General features: G+C 46.4%; 20 protein-coding genes and 1 other annotated feature. Of the genes, 1 reads left to right on the forward strand and 19 read right to left on the reverse strand.

Translation table 11 applies throughout. The features are described from left to right. Positions 1 to 303 precede the first annotated feature (303 nt). Complete coding sequence (locus PPM_RS17355; RefSeq protein WP_013372069.1) at positions 304 to 1275, reverse strand: RluA family pseudouridine synthase; 972 nt, start codon at positions 1273 to 1275, stop codon at positions 304 to 306. Between the two features lies 1 nt (position 1276). After that, the gene (gene lspA, locus PPM_RS17360) at positions 1277 to 1768 is read right to left on the reverse strand and encodes a signal peptidase II (RefSeq protein ID WP_013372070.1); all 492 of its coding nucleotides are present in this window, start codon (positions 1766 to 1768) and stop codon (positions 1277 to 1279) included. A gap of 234 nt (positions 1769 to 2002) precedes the next feature. Between lspA and PPM_RS17365 the strand changes: the two genes are divergently transcribed. Next, positions 2003 to 2737, forward strand: a complete 735-nt coding sequence (locus tag PPM_RS17365; RefSeq protein ID WP_013372071.1) for a TraR/DksA C4-type zinc finger protein — start codon at positions 2003 to 2005, stop codon at positions 2735 to 2737. Positions 2738 to 2754: 17 nt separating this feature from the next. Here the strand turns inward: PPM_RS17365 and PPM_RS17370 are convergent, their stop codons facing one another. The 17 genes from PPM_RS17370 to murB form a co-directional block, all read right to left on the reverse strand. Continuing rightward, complete coding sequence (locus tag PPM_RS17370; RefSeq protein WP_013372072.1) at positions 2755 to 3102, reverse strand: DUF5665 domain-containing protein; 348 nt, start codon at positions 3100 to 3102, stop codon at positions 2755 to 2757. A 185-nt stretch (positions 3103 to 3287) separates the two neighbouring features. After that, complete coding sequence (gene ileS, locus PPM_RS17375) at positions 3288 to 6377, reverse strand: isoleucine--tRNA ligase (RefSeq protein WP_013372073.1); 3090 nt, start codon at positions 6375 to 6377, stop codon at positions 3288 to 3290. 79 nt (positions 6378 to 6456) lie between these two features. After that, positions 6457 to 6736 (reverse strand) — a binding site (T-box leader). Positions 6737 to 6907: 171 nt separating this feature from the next. After that, the gene (locus tag PPM_RS17380; RefSeq protein WP_013311075.1) at positions 6908 to 7417 is read right to left on the reverse strand and encodes a DivIVA domain-containing protein; all 510 of its coding nucleotides are present in this window, start codon (positions 7415 to 7417) and stop codon (positions 6908 to 6910) included. 172 nt (positions 7418 to 7589) lie between these two features. Next, a complete protein-coding gene (locus tag PPM_RS17385; protein ID WP_013372074.1) occupies positions 7590 to 8372 on the reverse strand; it encodes an RNA-binding protein in 783 nt (260 codons plus the stop codon). An 8-nt stretch (positions 8373 to 8380) separates the two neighbouring features. Beyond that, a complete protein-coding gene (locus PPM_RS17390; protein WP_013372075.1) occupies positions 8381 to 8638 on the reverse strand; it encodes a YggT family protein in 258 nt (85 codons plus the stop codon). Positions 8639 to 8645: 7 nt separating this feature from the next. Beyond that, the gene (locus PPM_RS17395; RefSeq protein ID WP_013372076.1) at positions 8646 to 9098 is read right to left on the reverse strand and encodes a cell division protein SepF; all 453 of its coding nucleotides are present in this window, start codon (positions 9096 to 9098) and stop codon (positions 8646 to 8648) included. Beyond that, positions 9089 to 9790 carry a YggS family pyridoxal phosphate-dependent enzyme gene (locus tag PPM_RS17400; protein ID WP_013372077.1) on the reverse strand — a complete coding sequence of 234 codons (702 nt, stop codon included), beginning with the start codon at positions 9788 to 9790 and terminating at the stop codon, positions 9089 to 9091. The genes PPM_RS17395 and PPM_RS17400 overlap by 10 nt, the downstream gene beginning before the upstream one ends. Positions 9791 to 9798: 8 nt before the next feature. Continuing rightward, positions 9799 to 10683 (reverse strand): peptidoglycan editing factor PgeF, encoded by an 885-nt coding sequence (gene pgeF / locus PPM_RS17405; RefSeq protein WP_013372078.1) that lies wholly within the window; start codon positions 10681 to 10683, stop codon positions 9799 to 9801. 82 nt (positions 10684 to 10765) lie between these two features. After that, positions 10766 to 11110 carry a YlmC/YmxH family sporulation protein gene (locus PPM_RS17410; RefSeq protein WP_016324551.1) on the reverse strand — a complete coding sequence of 115 codons (345 nt, stop codon included), beginning with the start codon at positions 11108 to 11110 and terminating at the stop codon, positions 10766 to 10768. Between the two features lie 117 nt (positions 11111 to 11227). After that, the gene (gene sigG, locus PPM_RS17415; RefSeq protein ID WP_013372080.1) at positions 11228 to 12010 is read right to left on the reverse strand and encodes an RNA polymerase sporulation sigma factor SigG; all 783 of its coding nucleotides are present in this window, start codon (positions 12008 to 12010) and stop codon (positions 11228 to 11230) included. Positions 12011 to 12106: 96 nt separating this feature from the next. Further along, positions 12107 to 12847 (reverse strand): RNA polymerase sporulation sigma factor SigE, encoded by a 741-nt coding sequence (gene sigE, locus PPM_RS17420; RefSeq protein WP_013372081.1) that lies wholly within the window; start codon positions 12845 to 12847, stop codon positions 12107 to 12109. 110 nt (positions 12848 to 12957) lie between these two features. Then, positions 12958 to 13944, reverse strand: a complete 987-nt coding sequence (gene spoIIGA, locus PPM_RS17425) for a sigma-E processing peptidase SpoIIGA (RefSeq protein ID WP_013372082.1) — start codon at positions 13942 to 13944, stop codon at positions 12958 to 12960. Between the two features lie 191 nt (positions 13945 to 14135). After that, positions 14136 to 15260: a cell division protein FtsZ gene (gene ftsZ / locus PPM_RS17430; RefSeq protein ID WP_013372084.1), complete on the reverse strand. Its 1125-nt coding sequence runs from the start codon at positions 15258 to 15260 to the stop codon at positions 14136 to 14138. Between the two features lie 67 nt (positions 15261 to 15327). After that, positions 15328 to 16599: a cell division protein FtsA gene (ftsA, locus tag PPM_RS17435; RefSeq protein ID WP_013372085.1), complete on the reverse strand. Its 1272-nt coding sequence runs from the start codon at positions 16597 to 16599 to the stop codon at positions 15328 to 15330. Positions 16600 to 16798: 199 nt separating this feature from the next. Next, complete coding sequence (locus tag PPM_RS17440; protein ID WP_013372086.1) at positions 16799 to 17563, reverse strand: cell division protein FtsQ/DivIB; 765 nt, start codon at positions 17561 to 17563, stop codon at positions 16799 to 16801. A 56-nt stretch (positions 17564 to 17619) separates the two neighbouring features. Beyond that, positions 17620 to 18930, reverse strand: a complete 1311-nt coding sequence (gene murA, locus PPM_RS17445) for a UDP-N-acetylglucosamine 1-carboxyvinyltransferase (protein WP_013372087.1) — start codon at positions 18928 to 18930, stop codon at positions 17620 to 17622. After that, positions 18920 to 19825, reverse strand: coding sequence for a UDP-N-acetylmuramate dehydrogenase (gene murB / locus PPM_RS17450; RefSeq protein ID WP_013372088.1), 906 nt, complete (start codon positions 19823 to 19825; stop codon positions 18920 to 18922). The genes murA and murB overlap by 11 nt, the downstream gene beginning before the upstream one ends. Between the last annotated feature and the right edge of the window lie 95 nt (positions 19826 to 19920).

Consider the following 19920-nt stretch of genomic DNA (forward strand, 5'->3'; position numbering starts at 1 on the left):
GGACTGATTTAAAGGTGCTATTCAGGATTTCCTTTGTCCTGCTTCTTATAGTGCGAGATGGCTAACCATCTCTTGGACAAAGTTCATCGCAACTACAAGAAGTATGACAGATTGAAAATCTCGTGTCAACACCCGTTCAACCGGAACCACCGGAAGCACTTTAATAAATATACATCATATCTGTATAATTATCCATAGTTGTTTTTACCCATTCCTTGTCTCACAATAAAAAAACCGCCATTTAGGCGGTCTAAATTAATGATTTATTCAAGTTTTTGAATAGAAAAGCAGTTCATCGCTGTTTTAGCGACTACGCAAGGACGTTAATACGTCCTCCATATCAGGAGGGATCGGTCTGCTAAATTCCAAGTATTCTCCTGTGGTTGGATGCTTAAATCCCAATACCGCTGCATGCAGGGCTTGGCCCTCCATACGAACCCCTTTACTGCGTCCATACATAGGGTCGCCAACCAATGGATGCCCAATGAATTTCATGTGAACACGAATTTGATGTGTGCGCCCTGTCTCCAATTGAAGTTCAAGCAAGGTATAATCCCCCAACCGTTCAATAACGAGAAAATGGGTAACTGCATGCTTGCTGTTGCGTTCCGTCACCGTGAACATTTTACGATCACCTGAATCACGACCGATCGGAGCATCTACGGTTCCCTGATCGTGGCTCAAATGACCGTGGACCAATGCAATATATTTCCGAGTCACGCTATGATCCTTAAGCTGTGCTGCAAGTGATGCGTGGGCCTGATCATTTTTAGCCGCCATCAGCAGTCCTGATGTATCCTTATCAATACGGTGAACAATACCGGGACGTAATTCCCCGTTAATGCCGGAAAGGTCATGGCAGTGGTACATCAGTGCGTTGACCAGTGTTCCCGAGGAGTGTCCTGGTGCAGGATGCACCACTAGACCACGTTGCTTGTTAATGACAATAACGTCCGAATCCTCGTATACAACATCTAGCGGAATATTTTCCGGCATAATATCTACACTTTCTGGCTCAGGTACCGATAATACAATATGATCTCCTTCAGCCAGCTTGTAGTTCGCTTTGACCGCCGTACCGTTCACCAGTACGCGACCATTCCCGATCCACAGCTGAATTTGAGAACGAGATACTTCCTTCATTTCTTCGGCGATGTATTTGTCTATACGTGTTTTGACATTCCCTGAATCTGCCGTCCATTCCAGAGATTCACCCTCCAGTTCGTCCTCATAAGACAGACCTATGGCTTCGCCATTTTCATTCACTTCGTTCATGCTATGACTTCCCTTCAACGCTATCATTGCCATTCCCTTTTTCCCGACGCGATTCCAGCAATGTATCCAAAATAATCAGTGCAACACCGATGACAATTGCCGAATCTGCCACATTAAAAATCGGGAATGTGTAGCTTCCAAAATTGAACTGTGCAAAATCAACCACTTCTCCAGAAATAGCCCGATCCAAAAAATTACCAACCGCTCCCCCAAGCACCAAACTTAGCGCAACAGGAAGTAGTTTTTGCCCAGCTCTGACTGTTTTTCTTAGGTACCATACGATACCGATCACTACTACAATTGTGATCACGATAAAAAGCCAGCGTTGCCCTTCCAAAATCCCAAAAGCGGCTCCGCGATTACGATGGGAGGTAATTAAAAAGAAATTGCCGATGACTGGTATTTGCTCGTACAATTCCATCCGCGTAGCCACCAAATATTTGACTCCCTGATCAATCAAAAAAATAATTAGCGCAATACCAAAATAAATCACAGTCCTTCGTCACTCCGATCCGCTTATATCCGTTGTCGAACCCATTTATTGTAGCATAAGCCTTCTCAGATCGTCCACGAGTCCTGCAGGCTTTCGAGCACAGTCCTTGAATGGAATGAACTCGATCACATTTGATTAGAATTTCCTATGTAAAAGAGGTCTTCCCGGTGCACACTACAAGGAGCATACCTGACACAACGCATGCACGTAAATCTAGAACAAGGAGAGGATTGCATGTCCCCATTGACGGAGCAACAATTACAAGGCTTGCGTAACGAACTGCTGGAACGCAAAAAGGAAATTGAGCATCGGTTGCAAAGCAACGACCATTATGGACTCGGCGATTCTCAACGTGATCAAACCGGTGAGCTTTCTCCCATTGATAACCATCCAGGCGATCTGGCTACCGAAACCTATGAGCGAGCTAAAGATATTTCCTTGCTGGAGCATGACGAGTTTCAATTGGAACGTATCAAATCAGCCTTGATGGCTATGGACAAGGGGACCTATGGCATTTGCGCCGCCAGCGGTAAGCCCATTCCCTATGAACGCCTGCTGGCTGTTCCCTATACCATTTATTGCAAAGAATACAGTCCTGAAACAGAAGTATCCAACAACCGTCCGGTGGAGGAAGAATTTCTCGCTCCCGCGTTCGGTAGAACAAGCCTGGATGAGCGTGAAGAACAAAACGGCTTTGACGGTGAAGATGCTTGGCAGATCGTTGAAAATTGGGGGACCTCTAACACTCCGGCCATGGCGGAAAGTGGAGAAATCCATCGCTATGATGATATGGAAATCGAAGCCGGCGATGATAATATGGGCTTCGTAGAGCCATATGAAAGCTTTGTCGCTACTGACATTTATGGCAGAAATGTATCCATTGTCCGTAGTTCTATTTATCAGCGTTATATAGAAGATGGCGAGGGTGAAGGTCTGCTGGAGCCAGATTTGCACGAGGACGAATCGTAAGCTTTAAAGTGAAACGCCTAGTAGGTAGTAAGCTCTAATTGTCGCTGTACGATCCGTACAATATCAGCGATATAATCACCGATAATCGGCAAATTCAACGCTCCGAGCACTTGCAGCACATAAATAATGGTAGCAGCAAAAAAAGTAAACCCTAGCGCAATGCCGATTCCTCGGGAAACACCTGATATTAGGTTTAGCCAAAGCAACCGCCAAGGTTTATTCAGCAGCAAAGCGTAATCCGCAATACGTGTTCGTTCCATCTGCTCTGACACAGCTTGCACCAGCTTTTCCACACGACTTAGTTTCTCTGCCTGTTTACCTGCTATTCCCTTTTCTGAGGCTATGGCGGCCCCTTCTCCGTTCATCCCTCGGAGACTCCTTCCCTGTCTGCGCCTTGACCGTGCTGTCATATGCACAATCCCCCTTTTCCCATAGCTGCCCCGAAAGCAGCAAACGAGCCGAAGCACGTAACGGAGAAAACCCGTTTCCGATGCTTAGGCTCGTTTTTATATGCTGCCTGTTATTGTATTATGGGACAGGGGGCTTGTAATTATTCCCCAATATGAACGCCGATGGTTTTGCCATTCACTTCTACATGTTCTGCTGGTTCAGCTTGGCCAAAAGCCACCGTGGTTACCAATACGTTCTCACGCAACACAGAGTCGAAGCTTTCGATCGCCTGACGCAAGTCGCTGTCTACATCCAACGTCAATGCTACATACTTTTCAATCGGCAGATCCAGCTTTTTGCGGTAGTCTTGTACCGCGCGAACCACTTCACGTACCCAGCCCTCTTGCTCAAGCTCAGGTGTAATGTCAGTGTTCAACGCTACCGTTAAGCCATAGCCAGAAGCAGAAGCGAAGCCTTCTTTCGCTTTTTTCTCCACCAGCAATTCCTCAGCTGTAACTTGCAACTCTTCCCCTTCTGGAGAAGCTACGTTCAGCACTCCTTTTTCTACAACAGAACGAGTATCCTCAGCAGACATTCCTTTGAAAAGGTTTTGTAGGAATCCGACATTTTTGCCGTATTTCTTGCCTGCTACTTTCAAATTCAGCTTCAATGTAAAATCAACAAATCCGCTATCATCCGTCTCAACATGAATATGCTTCACATTGATCTCATCTTTAATGATTTCTTCATAGCCGCTCAGGTCAAAATCCTGATCCATAGACAGAATCAATTCAGACAACGGTTGACGTGTTTTCAAACCCGTTTCGTTACGGACATTACGTGCTAATTCAACGACGCGACGTGCTGTTTCCATATCTCGTTCCAGTTCCAGATCAATTAAGGATTCATTGGCAGACGGATAGTCATCCAAATGAACACTTTCCCCATTGCTCAGGTTGAGGTAAATATCCTCAGCAAGCAGCGGTGTGAACGGTGCCAGCAGCTTCGCCGTCGTTAACAACACCTCAGTCAATGTTCGATACGCATCCAGCTTATCTTCTGTAAGCCCGTTACCCCAGAAACGATCACGTGAACGACGGATATACCAGTTACTCAGCTCATCCACAAACGACTCAATCGCTTTGGAGGAGTTCAGGAAGTCATTTACAGACAATGCTTTATCCACAACCAAGATTAGGCTGTTTAGACGGGATAAAATCCAGCGATCCAACTTGTGTGCCGATGGCTTGAATGGATACCGTGCCGGATCAAATCCGTCAATATCCGCATACAGAGTCAGAAATGCGTGTGTATTGACAAGCGTATCTACCAGTTTCGATTTAGCCTCGCCTACAATGCCTTTGGAAAACCGTTTGCTATTCCATGGTGCACTATCGGACAGTAATGCCCAGCGGAAAGCATCTGTTCCGTACTCATCAATCACTTCCCACGGATCAATAACATTACCCTTCGATTTGGACATTTTCTGCCCCTGCTCATCCAGTACATGGCCTGTTGCCATGACAGCTTTGTAAGGAGCTTTGCCAGTCAACATCGTCGAAACCGCAAGCAAGCTATAGAACCAGCCACGAGTCTGGTCAATCCCTTCACAGATCATATCTGCCGGAAATTGCTGCTCAAACGTTTCATTATTCTCAAAAGGATAGTGATGCTGTGCAAACGGCATAGAGCCGCTATCGAACCATACATCGATGACTTCCGGTGTGCGAGTCATTTCGTATTTACCGCATTGGCTACGAACCTTGATATCATCTACATAAGGTTTGTGTATCTCGATATCCGCTGGTACATCCCCAATTGCACGTTCTCTCAATTCAGCAATACTATGAGGTGCGAACTGTTCTCCAGTTTCCTCACAAACCCAGATATTGAGCGGTGTACCCCAATAGCGATCGCGACTGATGTTCCAATCCACCAGTTCCTCCAAAAACTTACCGAAGCGTCCTTCGCGTACATGGCCCGGGTACCATTCAACTTCGCTGTTGTTGGCAATCAGTTGATCCTTGATCGCAGTTGTTTTGATAAACCAGCTGTCCATCGCATAGTACAATAATGGAGTATCGCAGCGCCAGCAGAACGGATAGCTATGCTCGTATTTTTCCTTGCTGTACAGCAACCCTTTTTCGGACAGCATTTTCACAATATCTACATCGCAATCTTTCACAAAACGGCCTGCAAAATCAGTGATTTCAGCTACATAGTTACCTTGGAGATCCACTACGTTGATAAACCCAACGCCATTTTCACGACATACGCGATAGTCATCCTCACCATGTGCCGGGGCCATGTGAACGATACCTGTACCGCTGGAATCTGTTACGAACTTGGCACCCAGAATTTGGTTACCTTTCTCCACCTGAAAATAAGTAAATGGCGGGGTATAGGTTTGGCCTACCAGTTCTGAACCCGATAGCGTGCCAATCACTTCATGATCACCTTTAATTACGGTCTCAACAAGATTTTTAGCAACGATGTATACCCCATCTTCCTGCTTCACACGTGCGTATTCCAGCTCAGGGTTGACGGCGAGCGCCACGTGACTCGGCAAGGTCCAAGGTGTTGTCGTCCAGGCCAATACATATTCACCACTGCTATGCAGCTTGAATTTGGCCGTGGCACTCAGATCCTTTACATCTTTGTAGCCCTGTGCTACTTCATGGGAACTTAGTGTGGTCTGACAATCCGGGCAGTACGGACTCACACGATGACCACGATACAGCAGATCTTTCTCATGAATCGTCGCCAAAATGTTCCATACACTCTCGATATAGTTATTGTCCAAGGTAATGTATGGGTGATCGAGGTCTGTCCAGTATCCGATCGCTTCGGTTAAATCGCGCCACTGCTGCTCGTATTCAAACACGCTCGCTTTACATTTTTTAATAAATTTCTCAACACCGTATTCTTCAATTTCAGGCTTGTGAGAGATCCCCAGTTGCTTTTGCACACCCAGCTCTACCGGCAGGCCATGCGTATCCCAACCCGCCTTACGTACAACACGATATCCCTTCATGGTCTGATAGCGGCCGACGAAATCCTTAATTACGCGACCCAGCACATGACCGATGTGTGGTTTGCCGTTAGCTGTTGGTGGGCCCTCATAAAACACAAAATTAGGCTTTCCTTCACGATTGGTAATGGATTTACGGAACGTGTCCTCCTGTTTCCATTTGCTCAGGATGCGTAGGTCACGTGACCGTGCTTTTTCTTTAACATCCACTCTGTTCATAACGTCATACTTCCTCTCTGCTCATCATTAATTGTTCTAGCGCACTTAAAAAAAGCAACAAAAAAAGCCCCATCCCTGTAAAAGGGACGAGACTGTGCTCGCGTTACCACCCTGATTCCGTAATTAGACCAGTCTAAAGAAGACGATCTTGTCACGACTCTCTGAGCCCTACTCAACTTCAGCAGGGCGCCATTATAACGCATGGCAAACGGTGATTGCTTACACACGCCATAAATTTAAGCGCTTCAGCTCACTTCTCTGGGAGGATCTTCAGTCATGTTCTGAACGTTGGCTTGCACCGGAAGGCCAACTCTCTGAGGGACAAATCATGACGTACTCGTTCCCATCAACGAATTAAACATGTTAAATTCATCGAATATTAAACCAGCAACATCGTTGCCTTTGAATAACAACCATCAATCAATAGACGGATAATCGTTGAATTCAGTATAGTATTTACAGTTATAGCCTGTTTAAAGAAAAAAGTCAACCCTAACAAGACCTAATGAAAAGCTTGTCAGAAATCAAAATCAGTAAATTTCTTTCATTTCACGCTCGCGCTCCAGCACTTCGCGTTCCCGGTTTTCAAGTGCTTCCCAGCCATCTTGGCTTAACAAGTCAAGCTGTGCTTCCACCAATGTACGAAACCGTGCTCGGTAAATTGAAGCCTGTTTCTTCAGTTCTTCAACCTCCAACGCGATTTTGCGGGATTTGGACAATGCTTCGTTCACAATACGATCCGCATTTTTTTCCGCTTCCTTCACGATCAGTTGAGATTCTTTCTTGGCGTTGTTGCGAACTTCATCAGCTGCTTCCTGCGCGACAATAATTGTCTTACTCAGTGTATCCTCAATCGTCGCAAAATGATCGAGCTTCTCCTGTACGTTCAGCAACTGGGTGCTCAGTTCTTTATTTTCACGAATAACGCCCTCGTAATCCTTGATCACCTGATCCAAAAATTCATTAACCTGATCCTCATCATAACCGCGAAGCCGGCGGGCAAATTCCTTATTATGTATATCCAATGGCGTTAATGGCATGCCGTCCACCTCCTATAAGATTGACAAAAAATTCATTTTCCGCGTCACGACGCTCATTATCATCTATCGGTCATCATACCCCGTTTTGTGAATACTGTACAGAGCAAAATCGTTCCAGTTCTTCGCTATAGGTTAATTCTTTCGACAGAAAGCTCATGAATCCTGCCTACAGCTATACAAACTTACCAATTTTGACACGGAATCTACCCTTTTTTGTCATCCCGTCTGTTTCAAGCACTTTGAAACGCCCAAATCCCTGCATAGAAATAACGTCCCCAACCTTAAGTGAAGTAGATGGATTCTCCTCCACCTTCCAGTTTACCCGACATCGTCCCGCTCGAATCGGTGTTAATATTTTGCTGCGACTCAATTTGTAGACGTCACTGGCAATCCCGTCCAGACGCAAAGAAGCGACCGTCAGATCCATCGCCTCTAATGCAACTTCCTTCGTTCGGAGACTTGCTACTGGCAACAGTTCTGTCCAAACATGAACACGATGTACCTGCTGCAAATGCATGGTTATAAAATCTCCGATCTCTGATGCCACCAATACATGACACCCATCATCCAGCACGTGAATGTCCCCGATTTTTCCACGCTTGATTCCAAGCCCCAAAATGGCACCTAGATAATCGCCGTGCTCAAGGGTATTGATTTTATGATCATCAGAAGAGATGGAAAGGACTTGAATTCCCATTTCCTCATCGTCCAAATACGAATAATCGGGCGCAATCAGCGCCCGCTTTCGTTCCGAAGCCGTATATCCGCCATCTACCCTAATCGTGACCTTGTCTTCCTTCGAAGCAAGTGTCTCCAATATGTACTGTTGTCGCGGATCCAAAAAATCAGTCAGCTTCTGCTCATGATAAGCTCCCGCATGACTGATCCATTCGGAAGCACGATCCACATAATCCCGTTCATCCGGGTGAAAATGCTCATAAATCTCAGTTCGCATAAATCCTCCTAGACGAAATTACCAATTAAAGAAATCAAACCGTACGATGCAAAACGCAAAGCAATCAGCGCTACGATAGGTGAAATATCAATCATCCCGAAGATTGGCGGTATAAACCTGCGAAAAGGAGACAAATACGGCTCCACAAACCTGGCAAGTAAATCACCGATCACACTCTCTCTGGCATTAGGAAGCCATGACAGCAGGACATATGCAATGATCATGTACGAATAAATCTGAAATAACCAGTAAATTACCTCGATCAAGAAAAGCTCACCTCATTCTGTTAAGTTCTTGTTCAGTGTCAGCCAGTATCTCCGTAATGGAGCCTTGAATTTCAACCGTATCCGGTGTGCACAGAAAAATATTGTTACCGACCTTCGAAATGCCGCCACTCAGTGCATACACAGTACCACTCAAAAAATCAATGATACGTAGCGCCTGATCCTTGCGAATTCGTTGCAAGTTAACCACGACGGTGCGATGTGAACGGATATGGTCGGCGATTTCCTGTGCTTCATCGTAAGAACGCGGCTCATACAGAACAACTTTCACATTTTTCTGTGAATGGATGCTGACAACATTCGTGCCCTTCTGGTTCTTACGTTTATCAAAGCTTGGGGTTTCAATTTCTTGATCTTCCGGCGTATTCATAACCTCTCGCTCTATAACTTCCTCTTCTTCCTGAAGCCCCAGAAAGTTCATGAACTTATTCATTACGCCCACTGAAAATCCTCCTCTCGTCCGACCAGTACGGAACCAAGCCGCAACCAGGTCGCTCCTTCTTCAACCGCCACTTCAAAATCATTGGACATCCCCATAGACAAGTGAACGATAGGTTCTCTAGTCAAGGCTTGTCCATTTAACCGATCACGCAGTTCACGCAATCCTCGAAACACAGGTCGAGTATGTTCTGGGTCTTCCTCATGAGGAGCCATGGTCATCAAGCCGATTACGTCCACATGTTCCAACTCGCGAATTTGTTCCAAGAAAGGGGCGACCGTCTCGGGGGATAAGCCGTATTTTGAAATTTCCCCAGAAATATTGACTTGCACAAAAGCTTTGACTCGCAGTCCCAAAGCGGCTGCCTTCTTATCCAATTCCTGAGCGAGCGATAAGCGATCAAGCGAATGTATAAATTTAAATTTTCCAATTACATCTTTAACCTTATTCGTTTGGAGATGACCAATAAAATGCCACGTTCCCCGGTCACCCAACTTGCTCCATTTATCTGCAGCATCCTGCCAGCGATTTTCGCCCACATGCTCCAAGTCGTTATCCAATACGGATGCCATTGCCGCCGCCGAAACATATTTCGTGACAGCGATCACATTTACTTCATCACGCGAACGTCCGCTACGGGCACATGCCGCTTCGATACGGGCGTTAACTTCTTTAATTCGTTCCTCCAAAGACACGGGAGGACTCACCTCTCTTCCAGACCAATCCAACTCGCCATTCTTCCTGTAACGCCGCCTTCCTTACGATATGAAAAAAACAAATCGCTACGGCTACTCGTGCACAAGGTAGTACATTCGATATGGCTCGGCAATATTCCTGCTTTCATCATAATGTGTCGATTGCATTGTTTCAAGTCAAGTAGTGTTTTTCCGCCCGTTAAGGGGAAATAAACAGAACCTTCCCATTTATCATTACCCGGGCAATCATGCTCTAAAACCCGAATTTGGCTCATCACATGCTCATCTACCTCATAGGATTCAGGACCAATGGAAGGACCAATAGCTGCTAATATATCGGACGGCTGAGATCCATATTCAGTTTGCATGGTCTGTACCATTTTCAACGCAATCTCCGCCACTGTTCCCTTCCAGCCTGCATGCGCCAACCCAATCACACGATGCACGGGATCACAAAAATATAGGGGTACACAGTCCGCATAAAAGGACGTCAGCAAAATGCCTGGTATATTCGTCAAAAGTCCATCTGTGTCCTGAAAAGCTGATGCACGATCCATAAAGCCTCGCCCACGATCAGCAGCCTGGACAACAGCAACATGATTACCGTGGACCTGCTCGCCGCACGTCCACGCTTCAGCAGCAAAACCAAGCTGCTCAGCAATTAATCGGCGGTTGCGAATGACTTTCTCGGGGTCATCCCCTACATGAAACGCACAGTTCAGACTATCGTATGGCGCTTCACTGACACCGCCATGACGCCCTGTAAACCCCGCTGTTAATCCCTGAACCTGCCGCTCCCAAGATTGAATATATAACAACTCCGGCACGGGACGTCTGCCATCTTGCATGGGCGTAGTCCCTGTAGCCTCGGTATTCACTATAAACGGTTCCATTTTGTTCTCACCTCTACTGCCCAGTGTACCAAAAAGCCGCCGCTGTGTCTTCACAACATACTAAATTACGTGTCCCTCCTGTTCAAAAGACCCGTCGGTCATTCCGCTCCTGACGTTCGATATACAGCTTTTCCTCCCTTTCATCCGGTGGCTCATGCAATCCCTCCAGTCGAACAAGCACAACATCCGAACCAATTTTCACAATGTTGCGCCACGGAATAACCAATTCGCTTCCCCCTCCAAACCAGCCCATGAATCGACTGCTGCCCGGAACCACAATAGCTTCAATTTTCCCTTGTCGTACGTCAATCTCCAGATCACTGATTTGTCCCAGACGTCGTCCATCTACAATGTTAATGACATCCTTGGTTTGAAACTCGGAAATTTTCATGGCTCTTACTGACGTTTCCGGTGCATTCACACGCATCACATCCTTTATTTCACTATATGAGTGGAAGAGCCCAAAAAATGTCCTACAAACGCAAAAACGATCCGCACGGGATCGTTTTTGTCACTGAATCATTCAAACATTTTGTTCATTTCATTAGGACTTTACATGTTTTTGCATTTGCTGTATAGCCGACTTCTCTAATCTCGAAACCTGGGCTTGAGAGATACCGATTTCGTCGGCAACCTCCATTTGCGTCTTTCCTTCATAAAAACGCATAGACAATATCATCTTTTCACGCTGGCCCAGGCGATGCATCGCTTCCCGGAGAGCGATTTCCTCAATCCATGAGACGTCTTTATTTCTGTCATCACTGATCTGATCCATCACATAGATTGGGTCGCCCCCGTCGTGATATATCGGCTCGAACAGCGAAACTGGATCCTGAATCGCATCCAATGCGAACACAACATCTTCTTTAGGCACATTTAGCACTTCTGATATTTCAAAAATCGTTGGTTCCCGCGAGTTCAGATTTGTCAGACTGTCCCGCACCTGAAGCGCCTTATATGCAATATCCCGCAACGAACGGGACACACGGATCGGGTTGTTATCCCGCAAATAACGGCGGATCTCTCCGATGATCATCGGCACCGCATAAGTGGAGAACTTTACGTTTTGCGAAAGGTCAAAATTATCAATCGCCTTCATCAGGCCGATGCATCCTACCTGGAACAAATCGTCCACAAACTCCCCCCGATTGTTAAAACGCTGAATCACACTCAGGACGAGCCGGAGATTGCCGTTGACCAATTTTTCTCTGGCTGATCGTTCATTATTTTGCTGAAGTGATGTGAACAGCTCGCGCATTTCTGCATTGGTTAATACCGGCAGTTTAGCGGTATCCACACCGCAAATTTCCACTTTGTTTCGGGTCATCGTGTCTTACCTCCCAAGGAGCAACATTAATGTACATTATCTCCTGAGGTCATTTTTTTATTCGCCGTTTCCATCGCTTCCGGATATCTCCAAGCATTATACCATTTTATTAAATTCCTTTCGTAAGCGCTTTATAATTCGTTTTTCCAGACGCGAAATATACGATTGCGATATACCCAACAGGTCAGCAACATCCTTCTGTGTCTTCTCTTCTCCGTCTTGTAAACCGAAGCGAAGTTCCATAATCAAACGCTCTCGATCTGTCAGCTTATCCAGTGCCTTATGCAATAATTTACGGTCTACTTGCTCCTCAATATTACGATAAATGGTATCATTTTCCGTTCCCATCACATCGGAAAGCAACAACTCATTACCATCCCAATCGATATTCAGAGGCTCATCAAAAGAAACCTCCGTTCTCGTTTTGCTATTGCGACGCAAATACATTAAAATCTCATTCTCAATGCATCGGGATGCATAGGTGGCAAGTTTGATTTTCTTCTCCGGATCAAAAGTGTTCACCGCTTTGATCAGCCCAATAGCACCGATGGATACGAGATCCTCAATGTTGATGCCCGTATTCTCAAATTTACGGGCAATATACACAACTAACCGCAAATTTCTCTCGATTAGCATCGACCGTACTGCTGCATCTCCAGAAGAAAGCTTTCCAAGCAAATACTCTTCCTCGTCTCTTGTCAATGGAGGGGGGAGCGCCTCGCTACCGCCAATATAATAAATTTCTTCACTTTTCAGCCCGAATAAAAATAAAATACGATAATATTGCAGTTGCCATGCTAGCCTAAATTTCATTTTTAAATTCATTTGCTCCCTCATATCATTCTCCCCCTTTTGAAAATAGTACAAGTTAAGTCTTACTGAGCTCCGTCCATTCCAGCATTGAATGTTTCTCCTCGTCTTTAAACCTTGTCCTACGCTCTTCTTCATTATCCTGATTCTGTAAAATGGTCTCTAGCATATGCTTTTCGTTTTAGGTTTGTATCAGCCTCCCCCTCTTCGTGTGCCGTCACATCTGGGTGGATGATGGCACGATATTTGCCCTCTGCCGACAACTTCCCCCCGTCTAAGCCAATCAGCACTCGATGATGTACAAAATGAACCCCATTCATCACCACCTCTACTCGATCTGGTTTGAGTGCGAGCATAAAGGAATGACTTCGGTTAATTCCACGATAAGGGACGAGACGAACACGATCCTGCCAGCTGAACGATTCCTCCCCCAGATCCATCACTAGTTGATCAGCATTACCCTCAGAACATTTTTGGAGCCAGGAAGCGGGTAAATACGATTCCCACAAAGCCGCCTCCATCACCATTACTGGGGTTCGGGTCAATGGATCATGCAGTTGGTTACCTGTATCCAACAAGCCTGTACACTCAATATGATCCTGCCCAATCCACACCTGTACTTGCCCCAAAAAGCCACTCATCCTTTCTGTACGCTGCTTTGAGGACTGCACAATACGAAAGAAGAGCATCACTCCGCCAAATGCGCATAAAATAAACCAGAATGCGATTTTTAATTCAAAAGACATTCCACCTGATGCGGTATACCAGATGCCATTAAACAAATCCCCCGTATTCTGGAGAAAATAATGCATCCCCAAAATGCCACCTGCTGCTACAAAATTGATCATGTAAAAAGCACCCATTGTACGAAGATACTTTTGCATGCTGCCAAAACCAAAGGCCACTAGCAGCATAATGACCGATAAGACCAGCTTGATTAGAAACGTAAACAAAAATGACAGCTCCGGCACAAACATCATGACCACGTACATTGCGCCAATTCCAGCTGAAGTCATCAATCGCCACCACACGGGTCGGATCTTTCTCATCCAGGCGGTGACCATTAGCAACACAGCATCAATAAACAAATTGGCCAAGAAAATCAAATCGATATAAACAACCAAGGATTCACCCGCCCAGCATTTTGCAGGATAGGCTTAAGTATAGTAGTCATACGCTTCAAAGTCTGTCTAACGGTGGGGACGGTGTCCGACTAATTTTGTCGGAAAGAGGAGAAGCACTGGCCGTGCGGGATGTGGAGAAAACAGAAAGAAGCCCGCATCTCCAAGGAGGATACGGGCTTTCTAAATTCAAACTAGTTATCGTTATTATTATTGCGTGAACGGTTACGTAAGAATGTCGGAATATCTAATTGGTCACTGCTTTGAGTGTTACCGAATGGACGCAAGTTAGGGGAGGACTTTTCCGTTGCTTCGGAAGCCGCTGGGTTAGCTGCTGGTCTACGTCCCGGTGCTGGCTGGCTCGGCTTACCTTCAAAACCAGTGGCGATCACGGTAACCTTAATCTCTTCTTTCAAGTCTTCATCAATGATGGCACCGAAAATCATATTCACTTCCGGATCGGAAGCTGATGTTACAATTTCAGCTGCCTCATTGACCTCGTATAGAGACAAATTGGTGCCGCCAGTGATGTTCATAATGACACCACGCGCACCTTCTATGGATGTCTCCAGCAACGGACTCATGATAGCCTTACGCGCTGCTTCAGCCGCACGATTTTCACCCGTTGCTTCGCCAATCCCCATCAACGCGGAGCCACGCTCCGTCATGATCGTTTTTACGTCAGCAAAGTCAAGGTTGATCAGACCCGGTACAGCGATCAAATCCGAAATACCTTGTACGGCCTGACGTAGAACATTATCCGCTTCACGGAATGCTTCCAGCATTGGAGTTTTCTTGTCCACAATTTCAAGCAAGCGATCATTCGGGATTACAATCAAGGTGTCTACTTTTTCTTTCAATCCCTCAATGCCAAGTTCAGCTTGATTGGAGCGTTTACGCCCTTCAAATGTGAATGGTCGGGTTACCACGCCTACAGTCAGCGCACCGCATTCCTTAGCAATTTCAGCAATGACAGGGGCCGCTCCGGTTCCTGTACCGCCACCCATTCCGGCAGTTACGAATACCATATCCGCGCCTTTGAGCGTATTCATAATAAGCTCACGCGACTCTTCAGCCGCTTTTTTACCCACATCAGGGTTAGCCCCGGCACCCAGACCGCGAGTGAGCTTATCGCCAATTTGAAGCTTGTGCTCAGACTTCGCCAAGTGAAGCGCCTGGGCATCTGTATTGACTGTAATGAACTCTACACCCTGAACTCCATTTTCGATCATTCGGTTAACTGCATTGCTGCCGCCGCCTCCGACGCCGATCACTTTAATTTGAGCCAAGCTCTCCATTTCAAAATCAAATTCCAACATACTATTCCATCTCCCCCTCAATGTGCATGGATGGCCCGTCCATGATTGGCATAATTAGCAATGAACGTTATATAAATTCACTGAACATATTTTTTAAGCGTTCAATCAACCCCTGCTTTTGCTCGCCTTCCGCAACGGGACTGCTGCTCTTGGTTCGGCTAGTCGGCTTCTTGGTACTACCGCCACTGTTGCTAACACTAGTCGATCTCCCGCGATAGTAACGGATAGCATTATGCAAAATACCAACTCCGCTCGTATATCCCGGATCCCTTACACCGATAAAATCAGGTACAGCGATCCTTACGGAAGCGGCCAGTTCGCTTTGTGCCACCTGAAGTACACCAGGCATGGAGACGGTGCCTCCGGTAAGTATATAACCCCCCGGAAGCTCTGTGTAACCCAAGCGCTTAACTTCCGCCTGAATGAGTTGAAAAATTTCCTGTACTCTCGGCTCAATAATAGCAGCCAAATCCTGTTGGGTGAACTCCTTATCTACATTACTGCCGATACGGGTCACTTTAAAGACGACATCGGCTGCTGCATCATCATACCAAGCGCAGCCGTATTTGAGTTTTACTTTTTCAGCTTGATCGGTAAGGGTTCTCAGTCCGTAGGCAATATCATTGGTTACAAATTCTCCGCCGATGGGGAGTGTTGATGTAGCAACAATCGTTCCTTCCTGGAAAATGGCCACATTCGTAGAACCTGCACCAATATCCACCAGCACGGAACCCATCACCTTTTCATCCTTCGAAAGAGACAACTGTCCAGCTCCAAGAGGCAACAAGACGAGATCTTTAATCCTCAGGCCGGCTTTCTCAACGCAGCGCAACAGATTATGTATTGGGGTCTTGCCTCCAGTAACAATCGTAGCCTCTACTTCGAGACGAACACCGATCATACCACGAGGGTCCTGAATTCCTTCAAGGCCATCTACGACATACTGCTTGGCTACCACGTCAATAATTTCTCTCTCCGGTGGTACGGCAATTACTTCTGCTGCCTTCAGTACACGTTCAATGTCCTCCTCGCCGATTTCACGGTCCTCGTTGGACACGGCTACTACGCCATGACTATTTTGCAGACCAATATGGTTGCCTGAAATCCCCACATACACTTCTGTTATTTGAATACCAACCATGCGTTCTGCGTGATCCACGGCGTTACGGATTGATTGCACGGTTTGATCAATGTCTACAATTGCACCTTTGCGAATCCCTTCCGAGTCGGCAGATCCAACTCCAATAATATTAAAGGTTCCATTATTCATTTCCCCAATAATAGCCCGAACTTTGGATGTACCGATGTCCAAACTAACAATGATGTCATTGTTGCTCAAGTCTGTGGCACCTCCTGACTCCAAAATGAATTTCGTTCTTCAAACACACTCTGTACATATTCAACATACTCCATGCTTTCCCTCTTTTTTCTACAAATTTTTTAGAAGCCAATTTATGGTTGCAGTCACATAAAAATTTGAAGAAAAAAGAAGGAGGCAAGTCTATTACCCATAAAATCAATTCTAGCATTTTTTCACATCACTGAGTAGTATCTTTTTCTTGGCCCTCTTCGCTCGTATCGGGTTTGAATGGAACGTAGGAATCCGCCTCCAGCATTGTGATCACACCAGGATCTTCTGTTTCTAGCACCTGGTTCAAATAGCTGATTTTAGAGTTCAACAATGAAACGGTTGTAATAACCTCAAATTGGGAACGCGTGTACATTTTTATACGGTCTGGAAAAGAAGGAATCGGTGCGGGAATGATTTCCGAAATATCAGCTGTCCATTCTCCCGGAATGCGTGATAAAGCATCACACAGCTTCGCTTTGTAGGGATCATCTGATTTCCATTTAGTCAAAATAGGCTTTTCAACCGCTATCCCACTACTTCCTACGCCCACGCTTGTCCCATTTGCTAGAATAGCACGCAGGCTACCGTCGCTTTGCAACTCGTAAGCTACCGTAGCAAACTCTTTAATGTGAATCGTAATGATACCCGGAAACTGCTTGTCCACTGTGACTTGCTGAATTGACTGAATTTCCCGCAGCTTCTCAGAGACGTCGGATGAACTGACTCCGAAATATTGATCTCCGACAGCGAGACCACTTCGATTAAGAAGTTGCTCCCGGGTCGAAAATACATTACCATCAAAACGAATTTCAGAAACCTGACTCAACGAAGAACGGAAAAAGAGAACAGCGAGTAGTACAATAAACAACAAAATGAGAAGAATAGCAATCTTCCGGCTTGTTCTTTTTTTCGTTCTGTTCTTTTTAAGAACAGGTATTTGAGCATTTGGCATAGCTTCTCTCCACAAAAGCCTTTTGTCCCCCCGTTAACGGAGGGACATTACAGGCATTAATTTACGAAATCCAGTTGCTCGGGCACCGGAGACTGACGGCTCATTCGGGCACCCAATCCCTGGAAAAGACGTTCGATCCGGTCATACCCTCTGTCAATGTGGTGAACCTGCTCGACAATGGTACGTCCTTGAGCGGCTAGACCGGCTATAACCAGTGCAGCCCCTGCCCGCAGATCGGTAGCCTCTACTGTAGCCCCGTACAAACGAGAAACCCCTCTTATAAAAGCAGCATTCGCATCGACCGTAATATCAGCACCCATTACATTCAGTTCATCTACATGCTTAAATCGGCTTTCAAAGACAGTCTCTTTCATGACACTGAAGCCGTCCGCCAAAGAAAGCAAAACCATGACCTGAGATTGCAAGTCCGTTGGAAATGACGGATAAGGTGAGGTAACGATCCTCTCCACTGCTTTAGGACGGCTCATACAACTTACGGTCATTATATCATTCAAGATGCCGATTTGAACACCAGCCCGCCTGAGGACGTGAATCAGCGCAGACAAGTGGGAAGGATTGCAGTGTGTCAATGACACACTACCTCGTGTAGCTGCCGCCGCAATCATAACTGTTCCAGCTACTATGCGGTCAGGAATGACCTCATACGTACATGGATTGAGTTGACTGACCCCCGTAATTGTAATTGTGTCTGTTCCTGCACCAATAATATGAGCTCCCATGGCATTCAGAAAGTTTTGAAGATCCTGAATCTCTGGTTCCCTCGCTGCATTGGTAATCGTTGTTCGTCCTTCGGCCAGCGCGGCAGCCATCATAATATTTTCTGTTGCCCCTACGCTCGGAAAATCCATGTGGATGTCCGAGCCGATCAGCTTGCGGGCTCGAAACGTAATTTGCTCGTCTTTCTCCTCGATCTCTGCGCCAAGGGCTTTTAAGCCCTCCAGGTGAAGATCAATTTTGCGCTCGCCTATGGCGCAGCCTCCGGGCTGGTAAATGGAAACTTCTCCGTATCTGGCGAGCAGCGGTCCCATTAGAAAGATAGATGACCGCATTTGCTTCATCAAATCCTCAGGAATTTGGAACGTTCGGACGGACGATGTATCCACATATACCGTTTCCTCTTCATGTCGGCATGTGCAACCAAGTCTTTCTAGGATATGCAGCATGACCTTAATGTCTAAAAGATGGGGGACATTCCGAATTTCCACCTTACCTTGTGCAAGCAAGCTTGCTGCAAGAATAGGTAGTGCCGCATTTTTCGCCCCATGGATACGTATGGTGCCTGACAGGGGACGGCCTCCCTCAATCACCAATTTGTCCAATGTATCACCTCCGAGTTTACCGCTCACCCACTACGAAAACCTCCGGAACTAGCTTGATGCCGGTTTGAGATGATATTGTACTTTGAATATGCTTCATTAGGGTAAGCACGTCCTCTGCTGTCGCTTGACCGGTATTTACAATGAAATTAGCATGTTGTACAGATACCTCAGCGCCTCCCGCTTTCAAACCTTTAAGACCTGCGCTTTCAATAAGCCGGGCAGCATAGTCTCCTGGTGGATTACGGAACACGCTTCCTGCACAAGCTAACTGTAGCGGCTGGGTCAGCCTACGGCGGTCTTTAAAAGCCGCAAGCGCTGCTGAGATTTCCTCTCGGTCCCCCCGCTTCATCTGGAACACTGCCTCTGTCACCATTCCACGTTGCTCATGCAGCACGGAGTGACGATAGCTAAAATGCATATCCTCGGCATTGTACACAGCCAATTCCCCTGTATCCAGCACAATCTCAGCGGACTGGAATATTTGTGACACATCAGACCCGTGGGCACCGGCGTTCATGTAGACAGCCCCACCGACCGATCCTGGAATACCACCAGCAAACTCAAGGCCTGACAGACCCTGCTTGCTAGCCATAACACATAGTTTGACCAGTGAAACGCCTCCACCAGCAACGATCTGTTCATCCTCAAAACGAACATAATCAAATCCTGGTCCCAGCTTGATCACCAGTCCCCGAATCCCTTTGTCAGAGACGAGCATGTTGGAGCCCCGCCCCAACTGCATCCAGGGAATTCCGTGCTCGCTAGCCAGCTTCAAAATCTTTGCCAATTGCTCTTTGGTATCCGGGATCACAAGAGCATCCGCAGGGCCTCCGATCTTCCAGGTTGTATATTTGGACAGCGGTTCATGCTCCAGCACTTTTCCGATATCATGCTCCGCTAATAATGGCATCCATTGCTGCATTGTACTGAAACCTCCTTGTTGCTTGCCCCGCATCGTTATAAGGCTCTCACCTAACAACCGGCAGCCTGGGTGATGGTCACAATCTATAGGGTATC

This window comes from Paenibacillus polymyxa M1, from assembly GCF_000237325.1.
Lineage (GTDB): Bacteria > Bacillota > Bacilli > Paenibacillales > Paenibacillaceae > Paenibacillus > Paenibacillus polymyxa_C.

Coding starts and splice junctions, on each gene's coding strand:
- murB (WP_013372088.1), bottom strand. CDS start 19,825: ATGCAGCAATGGATGCCATTATTAGCGGAGCATGATATCGGAAAAGTG.
- PPM_RS17370 (WP_013372072.1), bottom strand. CDS start 3,102: ATGAACGGAGAAGGGGCCGCCATAGCCTCAGAAAAGGGAATAGCAGGT.
- PPM_RS17440 (WP_013372086.1), bottom strand. CDS start 17,563: ATGCCAAATGCTCAAATACCTGTTCTTAAAAAGAACAGAACGAAAAAA.
- PPM_RS17365 (WP_013372071.1), top strand. CDS start 2,003: ATGTCCCCATTGACGGAGCAACAATTACAAGGCTTGCGTAACGAACTG.
- ileS (WP_013372073.1), bottom strand. CDS start 6,377: ATGAACAGAGTGGATGTTAAAGAAAAAGCACGGTCACGTGACCTACGC.
- PPM_RS17385 (WP_013372074.1), bottom strand. CDS start 8,372: ATGCGAACTGAGATTTATGAGCATTTTCACCCGGATGAACGGGATTAT.
- sigG (WP_013372080.1), bottom strand. CDS start 12,010: ATGACCCGAAACAAAGTGGAAATTTGCGGTGTGGATACCGCTAAACTG.
- sigE (WP_013372081.1), bottom strand. CDS start 12,847: ATGAGGGAGCAAATGAATTTAAAAATGAAATTTAGGCTAGCATGGCAA.
- pgeF (WP_013372078.1), bottom strand. CDS start 10,683: ATGGAACCGTTTATAGTGAATACCGAGGCTACAGGGACTACGCCCATG.
- PPM_RS17380 (WP_013311075.1), bottom strand. CDS start 7,417: ATGCCATTAACGCCATTGGATATACATAATAAGGAATTTGCCCGCCGG.
- PPM_RS17410 (WP_016324551.1), bottom strand. CDS start 11,110: ATGCGTGTGAATGCACCGGAAACGTCAGTAAGAGCCATGAAAATTTCC.
- ftsZ (WP_013372084.1), bottom strand. CDS start 15,260: ATGTTGGAATTTGATTTTGAAATGGAGAGCTTGGCTCAAATTAAAGTG.
- PPM_RS17355 (WP_013372069.1), bottom strand. CDS start 1,275: ATGAACGAAGTGAATGAAAATGGCGAAGCCATAGGTCTGTCTTATGAG.